17 protein-coding genes are annotated in these 19,130 nt (G+C 57.8%); 10 read left to right on the forward strand and 7 right to left on the reverse strand.

Going from position 1 to position 19,130, the window contains the following annotated elements:
* Position 1: 1 nt before the first annotated feature.
* The 4 genes from GOW93_RS16700 to GOW93_RS16715 form a co-directional block, all read right to left on the reverse strand.
* On the reverse strand, positions 2-883 hold the full coding sequence (locus tag GOW93_RS16700) for a tryptophan 2,3-dioxygenase (protein WP_170386837.1): 882 nt from the start codon (positions 881-883) through the stop codon (positions 2-4).
* A gap of 63 nt (positions 884-946) precedes the next feature.
* On the reverse strand, positions 947-1,975 hold the full coding sequence (tdh, locus tag GOW93_RS16705; protein WP_170386874.1) for an L-threonine 3-dehydrogenase: 1,029 nt from the start codon (positions 1,973-1,975) through the stop codon (positions 947-949).
* 14 nt (positions 1,976-1,989) lie between these two features.
* The gene (locus GOW93_RS16710; RefSeq protein WP_170386838.1) at positions 1,990-3,174 is read right to left on the reverse strand and encodes a glycine C-acetyltransferase; all 1,185 of its coding nucleotides are present in this window, start codon (positions 3,172-3,174) and stop codon (positions 1,990-1,992) included.
* Positions 3,175-3,284: 110 nt separating this feature from the next.
* Positions 3,285-3,848 carry a helix-turn-helix domain-containing protein gene (locus GOW93_RS16715; protein ID WP_170386840.1) on the reverse strand — a complete coding sequence of 188 codons (564 nt, stop codon included), beginning with the start codon at positions 3,846-3,848 and terminating at the stop codon, positions 3,285-3,287.
* 117 nt (positions 3,849-3,965) lie between these two features.
* Between GOW93_RS16715 and GOW93_RS16720 the strand changes: the two genes are divergently transcribed.
* The gene (locus GOW93_RS16720) at positions 3,966-5,141 is read left to right on the forward strand and encodes an acetyl-CoA C-acyltransferase family protein (protein WP_170386841.1); all 1,176 of its coding nucleotides are present in this window, start codon (positions 3,966-3,968) and stop codon (positions 5,139-5,141) included.
* 91 nt (positions 5,142-5,232) lie between these two features.
* Here the strand turns inward: GOW93_RS16720 and ubiB are convergent, their stop codons facing one another.
* Entirely contained in the window at positions 5,233-6,762 is a 1,530-nt protein-coding gene (gene ubiB, locus GOW93_RS16725) for a 2-polyprenylphenol 6-hydroxylase (protein WP_170386843.1), read from the reverse strand.
* Complete coding sequence (ubiE, locus tag GOW93_RS16730) at positions 6,762-7,514, reverse strand: bifunctional demethylmenaquinone methyltransferase/2-methoxy-6-polyprenyl-1,4-benzoquinol methylase UbiE (protein WP_170386844.1); 753 nt, start codon at positions 7,512-7,514, stop codon at positions 6,762-6,764. The genes ubiB and ubiE overlap by 1 nt, the downstream gene beginning before the upstream one ends.
* Positions 7,515-7,968: 454 nt before the next feature.
* Between ubiE and mutM the strand changes: the two genes are divergently transcribed.
* The 6 genes from mutM (at position 7,969) to recF (ending at position 14,622) form a co-directional block, all read left to right on the forward strand.
* Positions 7,969-8,820, forward strand: a complete 852-nt coding sequence (gene mutM, locus GOW93_RS16735; RefSeq protein ID WP_170386846.1) for a bifunctional DNA-formamidopyrimidine glycosylase/DNA-(apurinic or apyrimidinic site) lyase — start codon at positions 7,969-7,971, stop codon at positions 8,818-8,820.
* Positions 8,821-8,886: 66 nt separating this feature from the next.
* On the forward strand, positions 8,887-9,663 hold the full coding sequence (locus tag GOW93_RS16740) for an enoyl-CoA hydratase (protein ID WP_170386848.1): 777 nt from the start codon (positions 8,887-8,889) through the stop codon (positions 9,661-9,663).
* 229 nt (positions 9,664-9,892) lie between these two features.
* Positions 9,893-10,156, forward strand: a complete 264-nt coding sequence (gene rpsT, locus GOW93_RS16745) for a 30S ribosomal protein S20 (RefSeq protein ID WP_068338617.1) — start codon at positions 9,893-9,895, stop codon at positions 10,154-10,156.
* Between the two features lie 557 nt (positions 10,157-10,713).
* The gene (gene dnaA, locus GOW93_RS16750) at positions 10,714-12,114 is read left to right on the forward strand and encodes a chromosomal replication initiator protein DnaA (protein ID WP_170386850.1); all 1,401 of its coding nucleotides are present in this window, start codon (positions 10,714-10,716) and stop codon (positions 12,112-12,114) included.
* Positions 12,115-12,343: 229 nt separating this feature from the next.
* Positions 12,344-13,465, forward strand: coding sequence for a DNA polymerase III subunit beta (gene dnaN, locus GOW93_RS16755; protein WP_170351930.1), 1,122 nt, complete (start codon positions 12,344-12,346; stop codon positions 13,463-13,465).
* Between the two features lie 59 nt (positions 13,466-13,524).
* Positions 13,525-14,622, forward strand: coding sequence for a DNA replication/repair protein RecF (gene recF / locus GOW93_RS16760; protein ID WP_170386852.1), 1,098 nt, complete (start codon positions 13,525-13,527; stop codon positions 14,620-14,622).
* Here the strand turns inward: recF and GOW93_RS16765 are convergent.
* On the reverse strand, positions 14,619-15,185 hold the full coding sequence (locus tag GOW93_RS16765; protein ID WP_170386854.1) for a carboxymuconolactone decarboxylase family protein: 567 nt from the start codon (positions 15,183-15,185) through the stop codon (positions 14,619-14,621). The two genes, recF and GOW93_RS16765, sit on opposite strands and share 4 nt — an antisense overlap.
* Positions 15,186-15,284: 99 nt before the next feature.
* Between GOW93_RS16765 and GOW93_RS16770 the strand changes: the two genes are divergently transcribed.
* The 3 genes from GOW93_RS16770 to GOW93_RS16780 all read left to right on the forward strand — a co-directional run.
* Entirely contained in the window at positions 15,285-15,857 is a 573-nt protein-coding gene (locus GOW93_RS16770) for a TetR/AcrR family transcriptional regulator (protein WP_170386856.1), read from the forward strand.
* Positions 15,858-15,959: 102 nt separating this feature from the next.
* Positions 15,960-18,377 carry a DNA topoisomerase (ATP-hydrolyzing) subunit B gene (gene gyrB, locus GOW93_RS16775; RefSeq protein ID WP_170386858.1) on the forward strand — a complete coding sequence of 806 codons (2,418 nt, stop codon included), beginning with the start codon at positions 15,960-15,962 and terminating at the stop codon, positions 18,375-18,377.
* A 289-nt stretch (positions 18,378-18,666) separates the two neighbouring features.
* A partial coding sequence (locus tag GOW93_RS16780) for an AraC family transcriptional regulator ligand-binding domain-containing protein (protein ID WP_170386860.1) occupies positions 18,667-19,130 on the forward strand: 464 nt, incomplete at its 3' end.

Raw genomic sequence — 19,130 nt, forward strand, 5'->3', positions numbered from 1 at the left:
CTTACTCCTGCTCGGCATACATCAGTTCGGTACGCACATCGTAGAGATCATGGAAAAAGCGCAAATCCAAGGCCTTGCGTAGGAAAGAGACACCGCTGGACCCGCCGGTGCCAGGTTGATCGCCGATCACCCGCTCTACCGCGGTCACGTGATCGAACCGCCAGCGCTGGAACAGGGATTCCACATCCATCAGCTTTTCGGCCAGCGCATAAAGGTCCCAGTACCGATCCGTGTCACGATACACTTGCGCCCAGATTTTCACCACTCGCGGGTCGCCGGAATAGGGGTGTGCATAGTCGCGATCCAGTAGATCCTGCGGCACGTCAAACCCTTGGCGTGCCAGCATAAACAGCACTTCGTCATAGAGCGACGGTTTCGCAAGCGCATCGGTCAGCATCGCTATAACCTCTGGGTCGTGCTCATGCACCTTTAGGGTCGCGGCGTCCTTGTTGCCCAGAATGAACTCGATCTGACGGTAACCATAGCTTTGAAAACCCGATGAATTGCCCAAAGCTTGCCGAAAAGTCATGTAATCGGCAGGCGTCATGGTCAGCAGCGTTTCCCAGGCCGAGATCAACTGTCGCTGGATCGCCTTCACCCGGTCGAGGTTCTTCATCGCCTGACCGAAATCGTCCTGTTGCAGGAAGTGGCGCGTTTCGACCAGTTGATGGTGCATCAGCTTCAGCCACAGCTCGCTGACCTGATGGATGATGATGAACAGCATCTCATCGGGTTGCGCAGGGTCTTGAAAGGTCTTTTGCAGGTTCAACAGCGTCTTGAGCTGCAGGAAGTCGCCATAGCTTTTGCGATGGGTTTCCGCGAAATCAGTGACCAGAGAATCCTCGATTCCGCGTTCCAGATACCGATCATCCTTGTCGCCCATGTGCTCCTCCAAACGCCTGAGTTTCCCCTTGTTTAGGGGTTGAACCCGCACTGCGCCAGAGCGTTAGGTCCAGTCCAGCACTACCTTGCCCGACCGTCCCGATTTCATCGCGGCAAACCCATCGGCGAAATCGTCGACCTTCATCTGGTGCGTGATGACCCGGCTGACATCCAGACCATTCTGCAACATGGCGATCATCTTGTACCAGGTCTCGAACATCTCGCGCCCGTAGACGCCCTTTATGGTGATGGCCTTGAACACGATGCGGGACCAATCCACCGGGGATTTTCCGGGCGGGATACCCAGCAAAGCGATCTTGCCGCCCATCACCAGCGCCTCGACCATCTGGTCCAAGGCAATCTGCGAGCCCGACATTTCAAGGCCCACATCGAAACCCTCTTTCATACCCAGTTCCGTGATGACGTCTTGCAATTCCTCGCTGGAGACGTCGACAGTACGCACGGTCGGCACCACATGTTCTGCCAGTTTTAGTCGATCTGGGTTGATATCCGTGATCACCACGTGCCGAGCGCCGGCATGGCGCACGACCGCGGCTGCCATGATGCCAATGGGGCCAGCGCCGGTGATCAGTACATCCTCACCCAGCAGGTCGAAACTCAGCGCGGTATGCACCGCGTTGCCCAGCGGGTCGAGGATGGCTCCGATCTCATCAGGCACGTCATCGGGCAGGGGGACGACATTGAAGGCGGGCAGTTTCAGGTATTGCGCGAAAGCACCCTGTTCGTTGACGCCTATGCCCCGCGTGCCGGGGTCCAGGTGGAACTTGCCTGCTCGGCTCTGGCGGCTGTCGGTGGTGATCAGGTGACCTTCACCGGAACAGCGCTGCCCGATCTCAAGCCCGGTCACGTTGCGCCCGATCTCGACGATCTCACCGGCAAATTCATGACCGGTGATCATCGGGACCGGCACGGTGGCGGCGGCCCACTCATCCCAGTTCCAGATATGAATGTCGGTGCCGCAGATACCGGTTTTGTTGATGCGGATCAGGACCTCATCCGCGCCGATTTCGGGGACCGGGGCCTGCACCATCCACAGGCCCTCTTCGGGCTTGGATTTCTCCAAAGCTTTCATCGTATTGGGTCGCATCAGATTACTCCCAATTCCTTGCCGACCTTGCCAAAGGCCGCCAGCGCGCGGTCCAACTCGTCCTTCGTCAGGGCCGCATTCATCTGCGTCCTGATCCGCGCCTGTCCACGCGGAACGACGGGGAAGAAAAAGCCCGAGACATAGACGCCCTCATCAAACAGTCGCGAGGCCATGTCCTGCGCCAATGTGGCCTCACCCAGCATCACTGGAATGATCGGGTGTTCGCCGGGAAGTAGGTCAAAGCCCAGCTTCTCAAGCCCCGCGCGCCAGTATTTGGCATTTCCGAACAGTTGCGCGCGCAGCATGTCGCCTTCTTCGACCAGACGGATCGCCTCTAGTCCGGCGGCGACAATCGAGGGTGGCAGCGAGTTTGAGAACAGATAGGGCCGCGCTCGCTGCCGTAGCAGATCAATCACTGGCTGCGGCCCGGCGATGTAACCGCCGATTGCCCCCCCAAGTGCCTTGCCTAAGGTTCCCGTCAGAATATCCACGTCGACGCCGAAATGATCCGACGTTCCAGCGCCGTTCGGCCCCATGAAGCCGGTGGCGTGGCAATCATCGACCATAACGATGGCGTCGTATTTGTCGGCCAGTTCGCGAATCTTCGGCAGGTTGGCCAGATAGCCATCCATCGAAAACACACCGTCGGTCGCGATCATGATGTGTCGTGCCCCGTCCTCGCGCGCCTGTTTCAGCCAGGCTTCGAGGTCACTCATGTCATTGTTCATGTAGCGATAGCGTTTCGCCTTGCACAGCCGCACTCCGTCGATGATCGAAGCGTGGTTCAGGCTGTCCGAGATGATGGCGTCCTCGGGCCCGAGCAGAGGCTCAAACAGCCCTCCGTTCGCGTCGAAACAGGCGGCAAACAGGATTGCGTCATCCTTGTTCAGGAATTTCGCCAATTTCTGTTCCAGCTCACGGTGAATGTCCTGTGTGCCGCAGATGAACCGGACCGAGGCCATGCCAAAGCCTTTTGGTCCCATGGTATTTGTTGCGGCCTCGATTAGCGCCGGATGATCGGCCAGTCCCAGATAGTTGTTGGCGCACAGGTTGATGACCTTTCGGTCGCCAACCGTAATCTCACCGCCCTGAGGCGAGGTAATCATTCGTTCGCGTTTATACAGACCTTCAGCTTCGATCTGCGCGAGGGTGTCCGTGATGTGGGACAGGAATGCATCTGCCATGGCGGTCTCCGTTTACATGAGTCGCATATCTAACATAACGGATACAATTCCCAAATGGGGGAATTACAGTATTTAAGACAAAATTCCGTAAAGGCGGATTTTTGCCGGTGTCAGGCGTTTTTCACAATCAAGAAAACCCGAGCCGGACCGTCAGCAGTGATCGAATGCGCCACGTCAGCGGCATAGCGCGCAGTGTCGCCCTGCTGCAGATCGCGGGATGCGACACCCGAGGTCACACGGACTGCGCCTGCCAACACGGTCAGCTGTTCCCGTGCGCCGCGCGCGTGCGGCTGGCTGTTTAGGGCTCCGTCCGCATCAAACTCGATATCGTAGACCTCGTGGCCACCGGCTTCTTCTGGGGGGGAGAGGATGCGGATGCGACAACTCTGCCCCATATTGTCGATGCTGGGTACTTCTGCCTTGCGCAGCACTTCGACCTGGTCAGTTGTGTTGCTCTCTTCAAGAAGGCCAGCAAAATCTACTTGCAAGGCGCGTGTGAGGTTCCAAAGGGTCGAGATGGTGGGGCTACTTTCACCCCGCTCGATCTGGCTGACCATCGAGCGGGACACGCCGCTGAGATTGGCCACCGCTTCCAGCGACAGCCCCTTGGCCCGGCGGGCCTCTTTCAGGCGGGCGGGCAGGCGTGTCAGGATATCGTCAGTGTTGTCCGTCATGACGGAATTTCATGCGCTTTGCAGGTAGGATTGTCAATTCCAACCGTGACGGGACGTCTCATGGGACAGGTGGCAGCGGCACATGCATACTGCGCGCAAATGCAGGAGGAGTTACCCATGACCGATATCGTGATTCTGGACGGCGCCCGCACGGCGATCGGAACCTTTGGAGGGGCGCTGGCCTCGACCTCTCCGATTGACTTGGCCACTGTGGCGACCGAAGCCGCGCTGGAGCGTTCAGGAGTTGAAGGCGCGCAGATCGGGCATGTGGTTTTTGGCCATGTGATCAATACCGAGCCTAAGGACATGTACCTGTCTCGCGTCGCCGCGATGCAGGCGGGGATTCCGAACGGGACGCCTTCGATGAACGTGAATCGGTTATGTGGCTCGGGCGCGCAGGCGATTGTTTCGGCGGTGCAGTCGTTGATGCTGGGTGATGCAGAGTTTGCAGTTGCAGGCGGAGCCGAGAGCATGTCGCGCAGCCCTTATGTCGTGCCGCAGGCGCGCTGGGGCGCGAAGATGGGCGATGTGAAATCGCTGGACATGATGCTTGGGGCTCTGAACTGCCCGTTCGGAACTGGGCATATGGGTGTGACAGCGGAGAATGTCGCCGACGAACATCAGATTAGTCGTGAACAGATGGATGAGTTTGCGATGACCAGCCAGACGCGCGCAGCGGCAGCTATCGATGCAGGGTATTTCGACAGCCAGATCGCGCCCGTTCAGGTCAAGGTCAAGCGGGACATGGTTGATTTCAAGGTCGATGAGCATCCTAAGGCGACGACCGTCGAGGCTCTGTCCGGGTTGCGGCCGGTGTTCCAGAAGGATGGGCGCGTGACAGCGGGCAATGCCTCGGGCATCAATGATGGGGCCGCTGCAATGGTTTTGGCGACGGCGGATGTGGCCGAGAAAGCCGGGCTGAAGCCCAAGGCGCGCGTATTGGGATATGCCCACGCTGGCGTGCGGCCCGAGGTGATGGGGATCGGACCGGTTCCCGCTGTGCGGAACCTGATGGAAAAAACCGGCCTGTCAGTGGACGACTTTGATGTCATCGAGAGCAATGAGGCTTTTGCGGCGCAAGCGCTGGCGGTCAATCAGGAACTTGGTTTGGAAGCGGCCAAGGTAAACCCAAATGGTGGGGCGATTGCCCTGGGGCATCCGGTTGGGGCGACTGGGGCTATCATCACTTTGAAAGCGTTGTATGAATTGGACCGTATCGGCGGTTCCAAGGGGTTGGTGACGATGTGTATCGGTGGTGGGCAGGGTATCGCGCTTGCCATCGAGCGGCTCTGATTGGTGACCGGGCGGGGGGCTGTCTGCCCCCCATCACGCTGGGGCGCGATTCCCCCCGAAGATATTTTTAGCCAGATGAAGCGCGCGGCGATTAGCTGAACGAGGTGATCACCAAGACCAATGTGGCGCCCGCAGCTACGCCGATGGCGGCGGGCAGGGCGGCGGACCACAAGGGTGACTTTTGTGGTTCGTCCTTTTGTGTCTGTGCGATCAGCGCGTTTTCGACCAAGGCAGGTAGGCGTGGTCCGAAGCGGGCAAGGACCATTGCGGTTTTGCCGAAGTCTCGCAAGGCAGAGCGCGGGCCGATGGATTGTTTAATGTAATCCTCGACCACGGGGCGGGCGGTTTCCCAGATATTGATATGGTCATCCAACGAGCGCGCAACCCCTTCGACCACAACCATTGTGCGTTGCAGCAAGATCAGCTCGGTCCGGGTTTCCATTCCAAATCGTTCGGTCACTTCGAACAGGTAGCTCAGCAACCGGCCCATGGATATATGTGTGGCGTCCATGCCGAATATCGGTTCGCCCACAGCGCGCAACGCGCGAGCAAATTCGTCAACGTCCTGGTTGGCGGGAACATAGCCTGCCTCGAAATGCACTTCTGCCACGCGCTTGTAGTCGCGGCGGATGAAACCAAAGAGGATCTCGGCATAGACCCGGCGGGTGTATTCGTCGATATGACCCATGATTCCGTAGTCATAGGCAACTATGTCGCCATTGGCCGCGACCTTGAGGTTGCCCTGATGCATGTCGGCGTGGAAATACCCGTCGCGCAAGGCATGCAACAGGAACAGTCGCAGCACCCGTTCGGCCAGATCGCGGCGATTGTGACCAGCAGCATCCAGCGCCGCGTTGTCGCCCAGTGCAATCCCATCCGCCCAGCTGAGCGTCATCACCCGCCGTGCCGACAAAGACCAAACCACTGGGGGCAGCCAGAACCCGGCATCATCCTTGGTGTTGGCGGCATATTCCGAGGCGGCAGCACTTTCCAAACGCAGATCCAATTCGCCGCGTACAACGCCGTCGAAATGTTCGATCACATCCATCGGGCGCAGGCGACGGGCACCTGGCGCAAACAGGTCGACGATGCGAGCGGCGAAATAAAATGCATCCACATCCTTGTGAAAGGCGCGCTCGATTCCCGGCCGCAGGACTTTGACGGCAACATATTCACCGGTTTTGACCAGCCGGGCCTTGTGGACCTGCGCGATTGAAGCAGCAGCGATCGGTTCGCTGAAGTCTTCGAAAACCTCTTCGACCGGTTGGCCGAGTTCTTTTTCCACTTCGGCCATGGCCTCGGCGCGGGAAAAGGGAGGCAGCTTGTCCTGCAGCACGCGCAGTTGCGCGGCCAGTTCGTGGCCCACCACGTCGGGGCGGGTCGAAAGAATCTGGCCGAATTTGATATAGGCTGGACCCAGCGCTGTCAGCGCGCGCGTGGCGGGCGGCATGTTGGGATCGCCCTTGTAGCCCAGCCACTGAAACGGTTTGCCCAAAGCATGTGCCAGAAAGCGCAGCGCACGGGGGGCTTCAAATGCGTCGAGCACCACGTTCATGGCGCCTGTACGCTCAAACGTGGCGCCTGTGCGGATCAGGCGTATGATGTTGTGAGGACCGCGCATTAAATCTTCCAGCCGGAATGCAGCGCGGCGATACCCATGCTGAGATTGCGGTATTTGGCGTTTTCGAAACCGGCGGTGCGAACCATGTTCAGAAAGGTTTCCTGATCCGGGAACTTGCGGATCGATTCCACCAGATACTGGTAGCTGTCGTAATCGTTGGCGATCAGCTTACCCATCCGCGGGATGACATTGAAACTGTACAGATCATAGAGCTTCTGTAGCCCGTCATTTGGCAATTGGCTGAATTCCAAAACCATCAGGCGACCTCCGGGTTTCAGAATGCGGAACGCTTCGTTCAGGGCCTCTTGCGGGCGGGTCACGTTTCGGATGCCAAACGAGATGGTGTAGACGTCGAACGTGCTGTCCTCGAAGGGCAGGGACATCGCATCACCGACTACCCAGTTCAGGCTGTCGGCCATCTGATCAGCCTCGGCCCGTTGGCGGCCTTCGACCAGCATTGGCTCGGTCAGGTCCAGAACGGTGGCGTGGCCGTGGCCCGCGCGTTTCAGAAATCTGAACGAAATGTCGCCAGTACCGCCCGCCACATCCAGCAGGCGCTGACCCGGGCGTGGGGCCAGCCAATCCATCATCGCGTCTTTCCAGACCCGGTGAATGCCCATCGACATGACATCGTTCATCACGTCGTATTTCGAGGCAACCGAGTTAAACACGCCTTGCACGCGCCCGGCCTTGTCAGCCTCGCGCACGGTTTCAAACCCGAAATGAGTGGTCTTGTCTTTGGAGTCGGACATGAAAGTGACGCCTTTGCCAGTGTTGCCCATCCTTATAGGGCTCAGCGCTGGGAAGACAATCGCGCGAAATGGTAGCAGGGGGCGACGAATTGGCAGTTGTGCCACAGATTTTCCCAAGTCGTTGCGTAAGACGGTAGACAGTTTAGATAAGTGGTTCTTTTGACATGCCAAAATTTACTGTTTTTGCAATATTTTTAAGTGTTGGTCTGCCTCTTCTATTTGTCACCTGGCGGGCGTGGGCAGCCTATCGCACGATCTCGCGCGTTCGCCGCACGGAAGGAGTTGGTGAAAAGCTGGATTAAGCGCGAAAGAATTTTGCCAATGTTATCTTACCGGTCTCGGTTTCCTGCATAGTTCGGGATGGGCAGAGGGCGAGGTTTCTGAGATATGTAACCGGACATGACGACATGGTGCAGGCGTTGGAAAGCGCCCTTGCAGCAAATCAGGAGAGAACATGCCGGAGCTTCCGGAAGTCGAAACGGTCCGGCGGGGTCTGACCCCCGCGATGGAAGGTGTTGTGATCGAGCGCGCGGATGTGAACCGCCCCGATCTGCGCTGGCCCTTCCCCGAACGGATGGCCGAGCGGCTTACGGGGCAGCGGATCGACCGATTGCGGCGGCGTTCGAAATATATTCTTGCCGATCTCAGTAGTGGTGAGACGCTGCTGATCCATTTGGGCATGTCCGGGCGGATGACCGTGTCTGGCGATCCGTTGGGGCAGTTCGCGCATGAACATCCGATGCCCGAGAAACACGACCATGTAGTCTTTCACATGGCCAATGGCGCGCGTGTGACCTTCAACGATCCACGCCGGTTTGGGGCGATGGATCTGCTTGCCACGGCAACTGCAGAAAGGCACAAATTGCTGGCGGTTCTGGGGCCCGAACCTTTGGGCAACGATTTCCACGAACAGCACCTGATTGACGCCTTCAAGGGCAGGAATGCTCCGGTAAAGTCCGCGCTTCTGGATCAGGGAATCGTTGCCGGATTGGGGAATATCTACGTATGCGAGGCTCTTTATCGCGCAGGCGTGTCGCCACGTCGCAAGGCCGGTCAGATTTCGGCGACCCGTGTGGCGGCGTTGGTTCCGATCATCCGGCAGGTGCTGCAGGAGGCCATCGAAGCGGGAGGATCGTCCCTTCGGGATTTCCGCCAAGCCGATGGAGAACTTGGATATTTTCAGCACAGCTTTGACGTTTATGGGCGCGAGGGAAAAGCCTGCCGGACCGAAGGCTGTGATGCTTCAATAAGAAGAATCACCCAGTCCGGTCGCTCATCCTTCTATTGCGCGCAATGCCAAAGATAACTTGATCCAGCATTCTCGCGTGATAAGGAATTGTACCTGAACGGAACAACCGGAAGCTTACAACTCATGGCTTTTGAGACGATCATCGTCGAAATTGAAAACCACGTCGCCCTTATCAAGCTCGACAGGCCAGATGCGCTGAACGCGCTGAACGCCCAGCTCACACAGGAGCTTTGCCTGGCGCTTGAGGAGGCGGATAAAAACGACAAGGTGCGCTGCATCGTCATCTCTGGCTCGGACAAAGCTTTTGCCGCAGGCGCGGATATCAAAGAAATGTCCGAGATGAGTTTCGTGGACGTTTACTCTTCGAACCTGTTTGGTGATTTCAATGACCGCATCACCGCGATCCGCAAGCCGATCATAGCCGCCGTTTCCGGCTATGCGCTGGGCGGTGGGTGCGAACTGGCGATGCTGTGCGACTTTATTATAGCCGCCGATACGGCCAAGTTCGGACAGCCCGAGATCAATCTGGGTGTCATTGCGGGTTTGGGGGGCACGCAGCGGCTGACCCGATTTGTTGGTAAATCCAAAGCAATGGACATGAATTTGACCGGGCGCTTTATGGATGCTGAAGAGGCTGAGCGCGCAGGGCTAGTGAGCCGTGTTGTTCCGGCAAAGAAACTGATGGAAGAAGCCGTGGGCGCGGCCCAGAAAATCGCTGAGAAATCTCAACTGTCAGCGCTGGCCGCCAAAGAGGCCGTGAACCGCAGCTATGAAGTTACGCTGAGCGAGGGGCTGCTTTTCGAACGCCGCGTCTTCCATTCGATGTTTGCGACCGAAGACCAGAAAGAAGGCATGGCCGCCTTCCAGGAAAAGCGTGCGGCGCAGTTCCGGGATAAATAAGAGCTATTGCGATAGGGCTGGGATAGGCGGGCAAGTCCCGCCTTTTTCATGGCTGCTATGCAGCTTGAAAGAATCAGCTTGGCAAAGCCTGAAAACTTGGATAGGTAGCGCCGCTATACATGCGCGTGCGGCCCGCTTGGCCCGACTCACACTCGTGATTTCTGATCCGGTGCGGATATTCCGTGACGCGTAACCGAACATAACCGTACCGAACGAAGGTCAGAATCACATGGCAAACTCGCCCCAGGCTAAAAAGCGCGCACGTCAGAACGAAAAGCGCTTTGCAATCAACAAAGCACGCCGCTCGCGCATCCGTACCTATCTGCGCAAAGTCGAAGAAGCGATCGCATCCGGCGACAAAGAGGCCGCAACCGCAGCCCTGCGCGCGGCTCAGCCCGAGCTGATGCGCGGCGTCACCAAAGGCGTCTTCCACAAAAACACGGCGTCGCGGAAAATGTCGCGCCTGTCGGCTCGCGTAAAGGCGCTGGGCTAATCGCTTAAGTTGACCTTGCGTCAACAAAACAAGGTTGAATTGTTTAAAAAGGCGCCACAATCCGTGGCGCCTTTTTTCTGCTGTTGCCGGAATGCCGCGTCTTCACAAGCCTGAGAGATTCTTTCGGCGAAAGACCCGAGTCAACATCAGAGTTTCGTTGCCGTAAGCATAGGCCTCTTGTTACCACTGTTACAGCGATTCACTCGCTTGGGGGGACAGGCTGTTTCACCGACCAAACTGACGGGCATCAGGGTGGTTGTGAAACGAATGTCGGCAAAACGGCTAAGGCTGTTGTGCTGATCTGCTGAAGGTCATGGGAAACCAAAGATCTGAGCCCTGTCGTAAAAATTGATTGCGATGCGCAACCCGGCATACGGGGTGTCCTTTGTCGGGTACCCAACCGTTTGGTTGTGCGGACTTTCGGGGACGAACCCGCCAGATTCACGTGATTTGGCGTGTAGGTTTCCTATTGCGTGTGAATGCAGAAATAACCGGGCAACCGGAATTGAGTATTAAGGCTGACAGGCCAATAAAGAATGGGATGCGTGAGGCGCTTGATGACACAAGAAAAATGGGGACAACTGCGTAACAAACTGCTCAAGGCGATCGGCAAGAACAACTACACCACCTGGATTGAACCTCTGGAGCTGCAAGAGGTGCAGGATGGCGTAGCAGTGTTCTCGGTGCCGACGAACTTCATGGGCAATTACGTTAGCCAGAATTTTGCTGATCTGATTCTGTACGAAATGAACACCGCAGGAGAATCGGTTCAGCGATTGGCGTTTCGCGTCGCGGCTAACTCACCTGCACGTCCGTCAACCAATCCAGCTGCGACCGCACCGGCTGTGACGCAGGACAGCCCTCAGACCCGCCCCCTGTCACAGCAAGCCGAACCAGCAAGCGATGCGCTCGAATCATTGCAGGCCGCGCCTCTGGATGCCCGTTTCACCTTTGACACCTTCGTGGTTGGTAAACCCAACGAATTGGCTCATGCCGCTGCGCGGCGCGTTTCGGAAGGTGGTCCCGTCACCTTCAACCCGCTGGTTCTTTATGGTGGCGTAGGTCTTGGCAAGACGCACCTGATGCACGCCATCGCCTGGGAGTTGAAGACAAAGCGCCCTGAGCTGAATGTGCTGTACCTGTCGGCTGAACAATTCATGTATCGCTTTGTGCAGGCTCTGCGCGAGCGCCGGATGATGGATTTCAAACATTTGTTCCGTTCGGTCGACGTGCTGATGGTTGATGACGTGCAGTTCATCGCCGGCAAAGACTCGACTCAGGAAGAGTTCTTCCACACCTTTAACGCGCTGGTGGACCAGAACAAGCAGATCATCATCTCGGCCGACCGCGCCCCCGGTGAGATCAAGGATCTGGAAGACCGTGTGAAGTCGCGCCTGCAATGCGGCCTGGTCGTTGACCTGCATCCAACCGATTACGAATTGCGTCTGGGCATTCTGCAAAACAAGGTGCAGCAGTACAGCAGTACTTACCCTGACCTGACCATTGCCGATGGTGTGCTGGAATTCTTGGCCCATCGCATCTCAACCAACGTCCGAGTGCTGGAAGGTGCCCTGACCCGTCTGTTCGCTTTCGCGTCTCTGGTGGGTCGCGAGATTGATATGGAACTGACACAGGATTGTCTGGCTGACGTGCTGCGCGCTTCGGAGCGCAAGATCACCGTCGAGGAAATCCAGCGCAAAGTTTCGGACTACTACAACATCCGCCTGTCCGACATTATCGGACCCAAGCGCCTGCGGTCCTATGCCCGCCCGCGTCAGGTGGCGATGTATCTGTGCAAGCAACTGACCAGCCGCTCGCTGCCCGAGATTGGGCGCCGCTTTGGCGGACGCGACCACACCACAGTTATGCACGGCGTCAAGCGCATCGAAGAGCTGAAAACCACCGATGGCCAGATCGCGGAAGACGTGGAAATGCTGCGTCGCGCGCTGGAAGCCTAGGCTTTATCCCCTACCGCTCAGGAGGTGCCCCGGATAATAAGGTCCGGGGCGTTTTCTTGTGCGCAATTCTCCACGGTTGGACGTGAACTGTGCCTGTGGGGCCACGCGGCCCTTGACGCATTGGCCATTCCAACCCAGAAATCCGTAAAAAATCCTTGTGCCTCAGGGTGGAACCGCTAACGTGCCAGTCCCGCCTGTTTTCGGCACGCAAGTCAGAGGAATTGAGGGTATGAAGATCAGCATCGAACGCGGCACCCTTCTTAAGGCCGTTTCGCAGGCCCAATCAGTTGTGGAGCGTCGCAACACTATTCCCATTCTTGCCAACGTGCTAATCGAGGCTGAAGGCGATCAGGCCCTGTTCCGCGCCACGGATCTGGATATCGAGGTGGTGGACAAGGCTCCGGCGCAGGTCGAAAAGGCTGGCGCGACGACCGTTGCTGCGACCACCCTGCATGAGATTGTGCGCAAACTGCCGGATGGGGCGCTTGTTACTTTGACTGCAGACAGTGCAGCGGGGCGTCTGACAGTTGAGGCGGGCCGGTCGAATTTCTCGCTGGCGACCCTGCCAAAGGAAGATTTTCCAGTGATGGCGTCCTCTGAGTATCAATCGAACTTTACCGCCTCGGCAGCTTTGCTACGGCGGTTGTTCGACAAATCGAAATTTGCCATCTCGACCGAAGAGACCCGGTATTACCTGAATGGGGTTTACATGCATGTGGCCGACGGGTCCGAGGGCGGCAAGGTTCTGCGCTGTGTGGCTACCGACGGTCACCGTCTGGCCCGAATTGACGCGGACCTGCCGGACGGAGCAGCGGACATGCCCGGTGTGATTGTTCCGCGCAAAACCGTGGGCGAGCTACGCAAGCTGCTGGATGATGACGAAATGGATATCGCCGTTTCGGTCAGCGAAACCAAGGTACGCTTTGCAACACCGGATATTACGCTGACATCGAAGGTGATCGACGGCACCTTCCCCGACTACACGCGAGTGATTCCGCAGGGCAATACCCGCCAGCTTGAAGTGGATGCCGCCGAATTTGCGCAGGCCGTGGACCGGGTTGCGACCGTTTCGTCGGAGCGCTCGCGTGCTGTGAAATTGCAGCTGGACGCGGACAAACTGGTCCTGTCGGTCAACGCTCCCGATAGTGGCGCGGCCGAGGAAGAGTTGGCCGTGGCCTATGGCGATGAGCGGCTTGAGATCGGGTTCAACGCGAAATATTTGCTCGAGATCGCTAGCCAGGTGGATCGTGAGAACGCGGTGTTCCTGTTTAACTCGGCTGGTGACCCGACCTTGATGCGCGAAGGCAATGACCTGAGCGCGGTTTACGTTGTCATGCCGATGCGCGTCTGATCGCGCTGGCGCGCGATGCCTCCGGCGGGAGTATTTTTGAAAAGATGAAGGGAGGGGTCATGACCTTGGCCCTGACCGAACTTACGGTCTCGCATTTCAGGTCTCATAAGCTGGCGCGGTTGTCCCTGGATGGGCGGCCCGTTGCTATTCATGGGCCGAATGGGGCCGGGAAAACCAATATCCTGGAGGCAGTTTCCCTGTTTTCGCCCGGTCGTGGCATGCGACGGGCAAGTGCTGCCGAGATGACCCGGCGACCCGAGTCGCTGGGCTGGAAGTTGTTCGGGTTGTTGAGCGCGCAAGGGCAAAGTTACGAGATCGAAACATGGTCCGAAGGGGGCGCGGCGCGTCAGGTCCGGATTGATGGCAAGGCGGCCAGCCAGATTGATCTGGGAAAGCTGGCGCGGGTGGTCTGGCTGATCCCCTCGATGGATCGGCTGTGGATCGAAGGCGCCGAGGGGCGGCGGCGGTTTCTGGATCGCATCGCGCTGAGTTTCGATCCGACTCATGCCGAGGCGTCCCTGACATATGAAAAATCCATGCGCGAGCGGAACCGCCTGCTGAAAGAGCAGGTGCGGGATGCCCATTGGTATGCGGCGCTGGAAGGGCAGATGGCCGAGGCTGGCCATCGCATACACACCGCGCGGCTTTCGGCGTTGGACCATCTGCGCGCAGCGCAAGAGCAGGCGGAGACTGCCTTCCCCTCGGCTGATCTGGAACTGGTGCAAACCGAAGGGGAGATGCCCGAAACGGCGGACGATCTGCGTGAAGCGCTGAACGAAAACCGGTTTCGCGATCTGGGGGCGGGGCGCACTCTGGTCGGGCCGCATCGGTCTGACCTGTATGGGGTGTTTGCCGCCAAGGGCGTGCCGGCCAAGGATTGTTCGACCGGAGAGCAGAAGGCTTTGTTGGTTTCGTTGGTCCTATCAAACGCGCGGGCGCTGGCCGAAATGGTGGGGGCACCACCGATCGTGTTGCTGGATGAAGTGGCCGCACATCTGGATGCCGGACGTCGCGCGGCGCTTTATGACGAGATTTGCGCGCTGGGCGCTCAGGCCTGGATGACGGGCACCGGGCCTGAATTGTTTGCGGAATTGGGAGAGCGAGCCCAAACGCTAATCGTGACCGAAGGCAATGAGGGCTCGGTCGTCACCTCTTAGGCCGGTTCGCTGATTTTACGCTCCCACAGGAAACCGCGCATAACCTCATCGACCGGGGTTTTGGCCATGTGGTTGACGTAGTTCGACATGGTTTTCTGGGCCAGACCCAGCACCACGTCCAGAACGGCGCGGTGCGAGTAGCCTGCATCGAAAAACACCTGAAGCTGTTCCTCGGTTGGGTTGCCGCGGGTTTCCATTACCTGCAGCGTGAATGTGCGCAGCGCTTCAAGCTTGGCTGATGGCAGTGGGGTTTCGTTGCGCAGGGCCTCGGTGATCTCGTCCGAAACCTTCATCATTTTGGCGATGCCGGTGTGGGCGGGCACGCAGTAGTGGCACTCGTTTTCTACGTTGATGGTCTGCCAGACAACGGTTTTCTCGTCATTGTCGAAATCGGTTTGCATGAACAAGCCGTGCAGAACCTGATAGCCTTCCAGATGCTGTGGGCTTTCGGCCATCACCTTGTGCAGGCCGGGCAGGCGACCGAATGCCGCCTGAGATTTCTCGAGCAGCGGTTTGGACCCTTCGGGTGCGGATTCGAGGTCATGAGACGGGAAATTGGCCATGTCGGAACTCCTGTTTCTGGCGCGATGAGTCGTATTTAGGGTTTCTTGAGTGATCACTCAAGTATATATTTGAGTGAACGTTCAAGTATTGGTGTGATGATGCCCCGAAAACCCTCATACGACCGCGATGCTTTGATCGCGCAGGCTCGTGACATTTTCTGGCGTCACGGCTGGGCCGGAACATCGTTGAAGGACCTGGAACGTGAATTGAGCCTGAAGCCGGGCAGCTTCTACGCGGCATTCGGGTCAAAGGATGCGCTCTATGCTTTGGCGTTGGAGCGGTATGCGCAGGACGGGGTCGCAAACATGATGGCCTTGGCCGAGGAGTTGGGCCCGCTCGGCGCGCTCAAGGCCCAGCCGCGTCGCGTGGTCGAAGCGTCGGGACTGCCGACCAAAGCCTGCATGTTGGCCAAAACATATGCTGAATTGCAGGCCAAAGACCATGATCTGGCCGGGCAGGCTCGCACGCACATGGTCGCGATGAAAACCTGTTTCTCTGACCTGTTCCGCAGTGCTCAAAAGGCCGGTGAAATCGGCCCGGACCACGACCCGGATCGCCTTGCAGCCCGGTATCAATCAGACCTTCTGGGCTTGAGGCTGTCAGCGGAACGCGACGATGTGAACGCGTCAGAAATTGCTGCGGACATCGCCGCTGATCTTGATCGGCTTTGATCCGCAGGTTTTGCCCGTCAGAGCCACAAAATGTTGGGGGAGCGCGTGACATTCCCCACCAGAAAACGTATAAGTTACCAAAATAATATAGGTACTAACGGCATGTCCGAAGACGCACAGGCACCACAAGAATACGGCGCTGATTCCATTAAAGTTCTCAAAGGTTTAGAGGCGGTCCGCAAACGTCCGGGGATGTACATCGGCGACACGGACGATGGCTCGGGCCTGCACCACATGGTCTATGAGGTTGTGGACAACGGAATTGATGAGGCTCTAGCCGGTCACGCCGACCATGTGACTGTGAAAATTCACGCCGATTCCAGTGTCTCGGTCAGCGATAATGGGCGCGGAATTCCGGTGGATATTCACCCCGAAGAGGGTGTCTCGGCGGCCGAGGTCATCATGACCCAGCTGCACGCGGGCGGTAAGTTCGATAGCAATTCCTACAAGGTGTCTGGCGGTCTACACGGTGTCGGCGTTTCGGTGGTTAACGCGTTGTCGGATTGGCTGGAGCTGCGCATCTGGCGCGCCGGTAAGGAACATGTGGCGCGCTTTGAAGGTGGTGAGACGGCTGAACATCTTAAGGTCGTCGGTGAATGTGGGGATCGCACCGGGACCGAGGTGCGCTTTCTGGCCTCGACCAACACGTTCTCGAACTTGGAATACTCCTTTGAGACGCTTGAAAAGCGTCTGCGCGAGCTGGCCTTCCTGAACTCGGGTGTGCGGATCATCCTAATCGACGAGCGCCCGGCGGAGCGTCTGGAAACCGAGCTGTTCTACGAAGGTGGCGTCAAAGAGTTCGTCAAGTACTTGGATCGGTCCAAAACTCCTGCGATGCCTGAACCGATCTATATCAAGGGCGAGCGTGACGACATTGGTGTCGAAATCGCGATGTGGTGGAATGACAGCTACCATGAGACGGTGCTGCCCTTCACCAACAACATCCCGCAGCGCGATGGCGGCACCCATGTGGCGGGCTTCCGCGGTGCTCTGACCCGGACGATCAACAACTACGCGCAGTCCAGCGGGATTGCGAAGAAGGAAAAGGTCAGCTTCACCGGCGATGACGCACGCGAAGGTCTGACTTGCGTGTTGTCGGTGAAAGTGCCCGACCCGAAATTCTCGTCGCAGACCAAGGACAAGCTGGTGTCCTCCGAGGTGCGCCCGGCGGTCGAAGGTCTGATGAATGAAAAGCTGGCCGAGTGGTTCGAAGAGAACCCGAACGAAGCCAAAGGGATCGTCGGCAAGATCATTGAGGCCGCCTTGGCCCGTGAGGCCGCCCGTAAGGCCCGCGAGTTGACGCGCCGCAAGACCGCAATGGATGTGAACTATCTGGCCGGTAAGCTGAAAGATTGTTCCGAGAAAGACCCCTCCAAGACCGAAGTTTTTCTGGTCGAGGGTGACTCGGCGGGCGGCTCGGCCCAAACGGGCCGGGACCGTCTGACTCAGGCGGTGCTGCCCTTGCGTGGCAAGATCCTGAACGTCGAGCGCGCTCGGTTTGACAGGATGCTGTCTTCGCAGGAGATCGGTAATCTCGTGATGGCGCTGGGCACCGGCATTGGCCGCGATGAGTTCAACATCGAAAAGCTGCGCTACCATAAGATCGTCATCATGACCGATGCGGATGTCGACGGCGCGCATATCCGGACGCTGTTGCTGACCTTCTTCTATCGGCAGATGCCGGAGCTGATCGAGGGCGGATACCTGTATATCGCGCAGCCACCGCTCTATAAGGTTTCGCGCGGTAAATCAGAGGTTTACCTGAAAGACCAAGCGGCACTGGATGACTACTTGATCAATCAAGGTGTTGAGGGTGCGGTGTTGAAATTGGGCTCAGGCGAAGAGATCATAGGCCAGGACCTGACCCGCGTGGTGGACGAGGCGCGTCAACTGAAGCGCGTGCTGGACGCCTTCCCAACCCACTACCCGCGCCACATTCTGGAACAGGCGGCAGTAGCCGGGGCCTTCGTTCCGGGCGCCGTCGATGCCGACCTGCAAGGCGTCGCCGACAAGGTCGCCGCCCGTCTGGACCTGATCGCGCTGGAATATGAGCGTGGCTGGCAAGGCCGGATCACGCAGGATCACGGCATCCGTCTGGCTCGTATCCTACGCGGCGTCGAAGAGGTCCGCACGCTGGACGGCCCCATGTTGCGCTCGGGCGAAGCCCGCAAGACCGGCAGCTTCACACAAAGCCTGCAAGAGGTCTACAACACTCCGGCTACACTGATCCGCCGCGACCGGATGCAGGCGATCCACGGCCCGCTAGACCTTTTGCGCGCCATTCTGGAAGAAGGCGAAAAGGGCCTGTCGCTGCAGCGCTACAAAGGTCTGGGTGAAATGAACCCGGATCAGCTGTGGGAAACCACGCTGGACCCAGACGCGCGTACGCTTTTGCAGGTGCGTGTAGATGATATGGTCGAGGCCGATGATCTGTTCACCAAACTGATGGGCGACGTGGTGGAACCGCGCCGCGAGTTCATTCAGAAAAACGCACTCAGCGTCGAGAACCTGGATTTCTAAGAATTTTGTAGGTGCGCCCATAGCTTTGCATTTCGCCCAAAGAATTGCATTTTTGGCCCAAAACTTTGGGCGCATTAACCTTCAACTTTCTTGGTTCGAGGCTCCATATCTTCGGGTCTCATTCTTTGCTTGTTTCGCGCCATCGCCGTATTGCCGGGGAAGGTTTTCGGATGGCCGCTTCCAGCCCGAAGCGGACCTTAGCAGAAATCAGAACTCGCCTTTTCAAGAACAATTTTGTGTCTAGAGAGAAACTCCCCGCGGTAACTCTCTTGTACAATGCTACAAGTCATTGTCTGACAATCGACAAACCGCTAGCAACGAACTACGTTCGCCGGGACGGTTGCTTCAAGCTAGCTTTGCCGATAACCTGTTGTTTATGTTCAGTTCGTCATTTCCCATGGTGACAGTTTCGGAACTGGGGGCTTTGCCTACTTTGGTGCGCAAAATGTCCAGCAGAAAGGCACTGCGTCGCCTTATGGTGGAAACGGGCATTCCTTCATCGGTTCTCGAAACCCCGAAGGCGCGTATCCCGTTGGAAGCCATGGTGCGACTGTTCAGTTCGGCTTCTCAAAATGTCGGCGAAGAAGACTTCGGACTACGCGTGGGAGAAGGGACTGGTCTTGACGATTTCGGTGATTGGGCAGCTTATGCAGCGAGTGCAAGGGATCTACGGGCGGGTCTTCATCGGATTTGTGATATGTCAACGGCGGTGAGAAAGTCTGCCATTGGGCGGAGCAAAAGTCGTCCACTGTT

Origin of the sequence: Ruegeria atlantica (assembly GCF_013032455.1) — a bacterium.
Lineage (GTDB): Bacteria > Pseudomonadota > Alphaproteobacteria > Rhodobacterales > Rhodobacteraceae > Ruegeria > Ruegeria atlantica_B.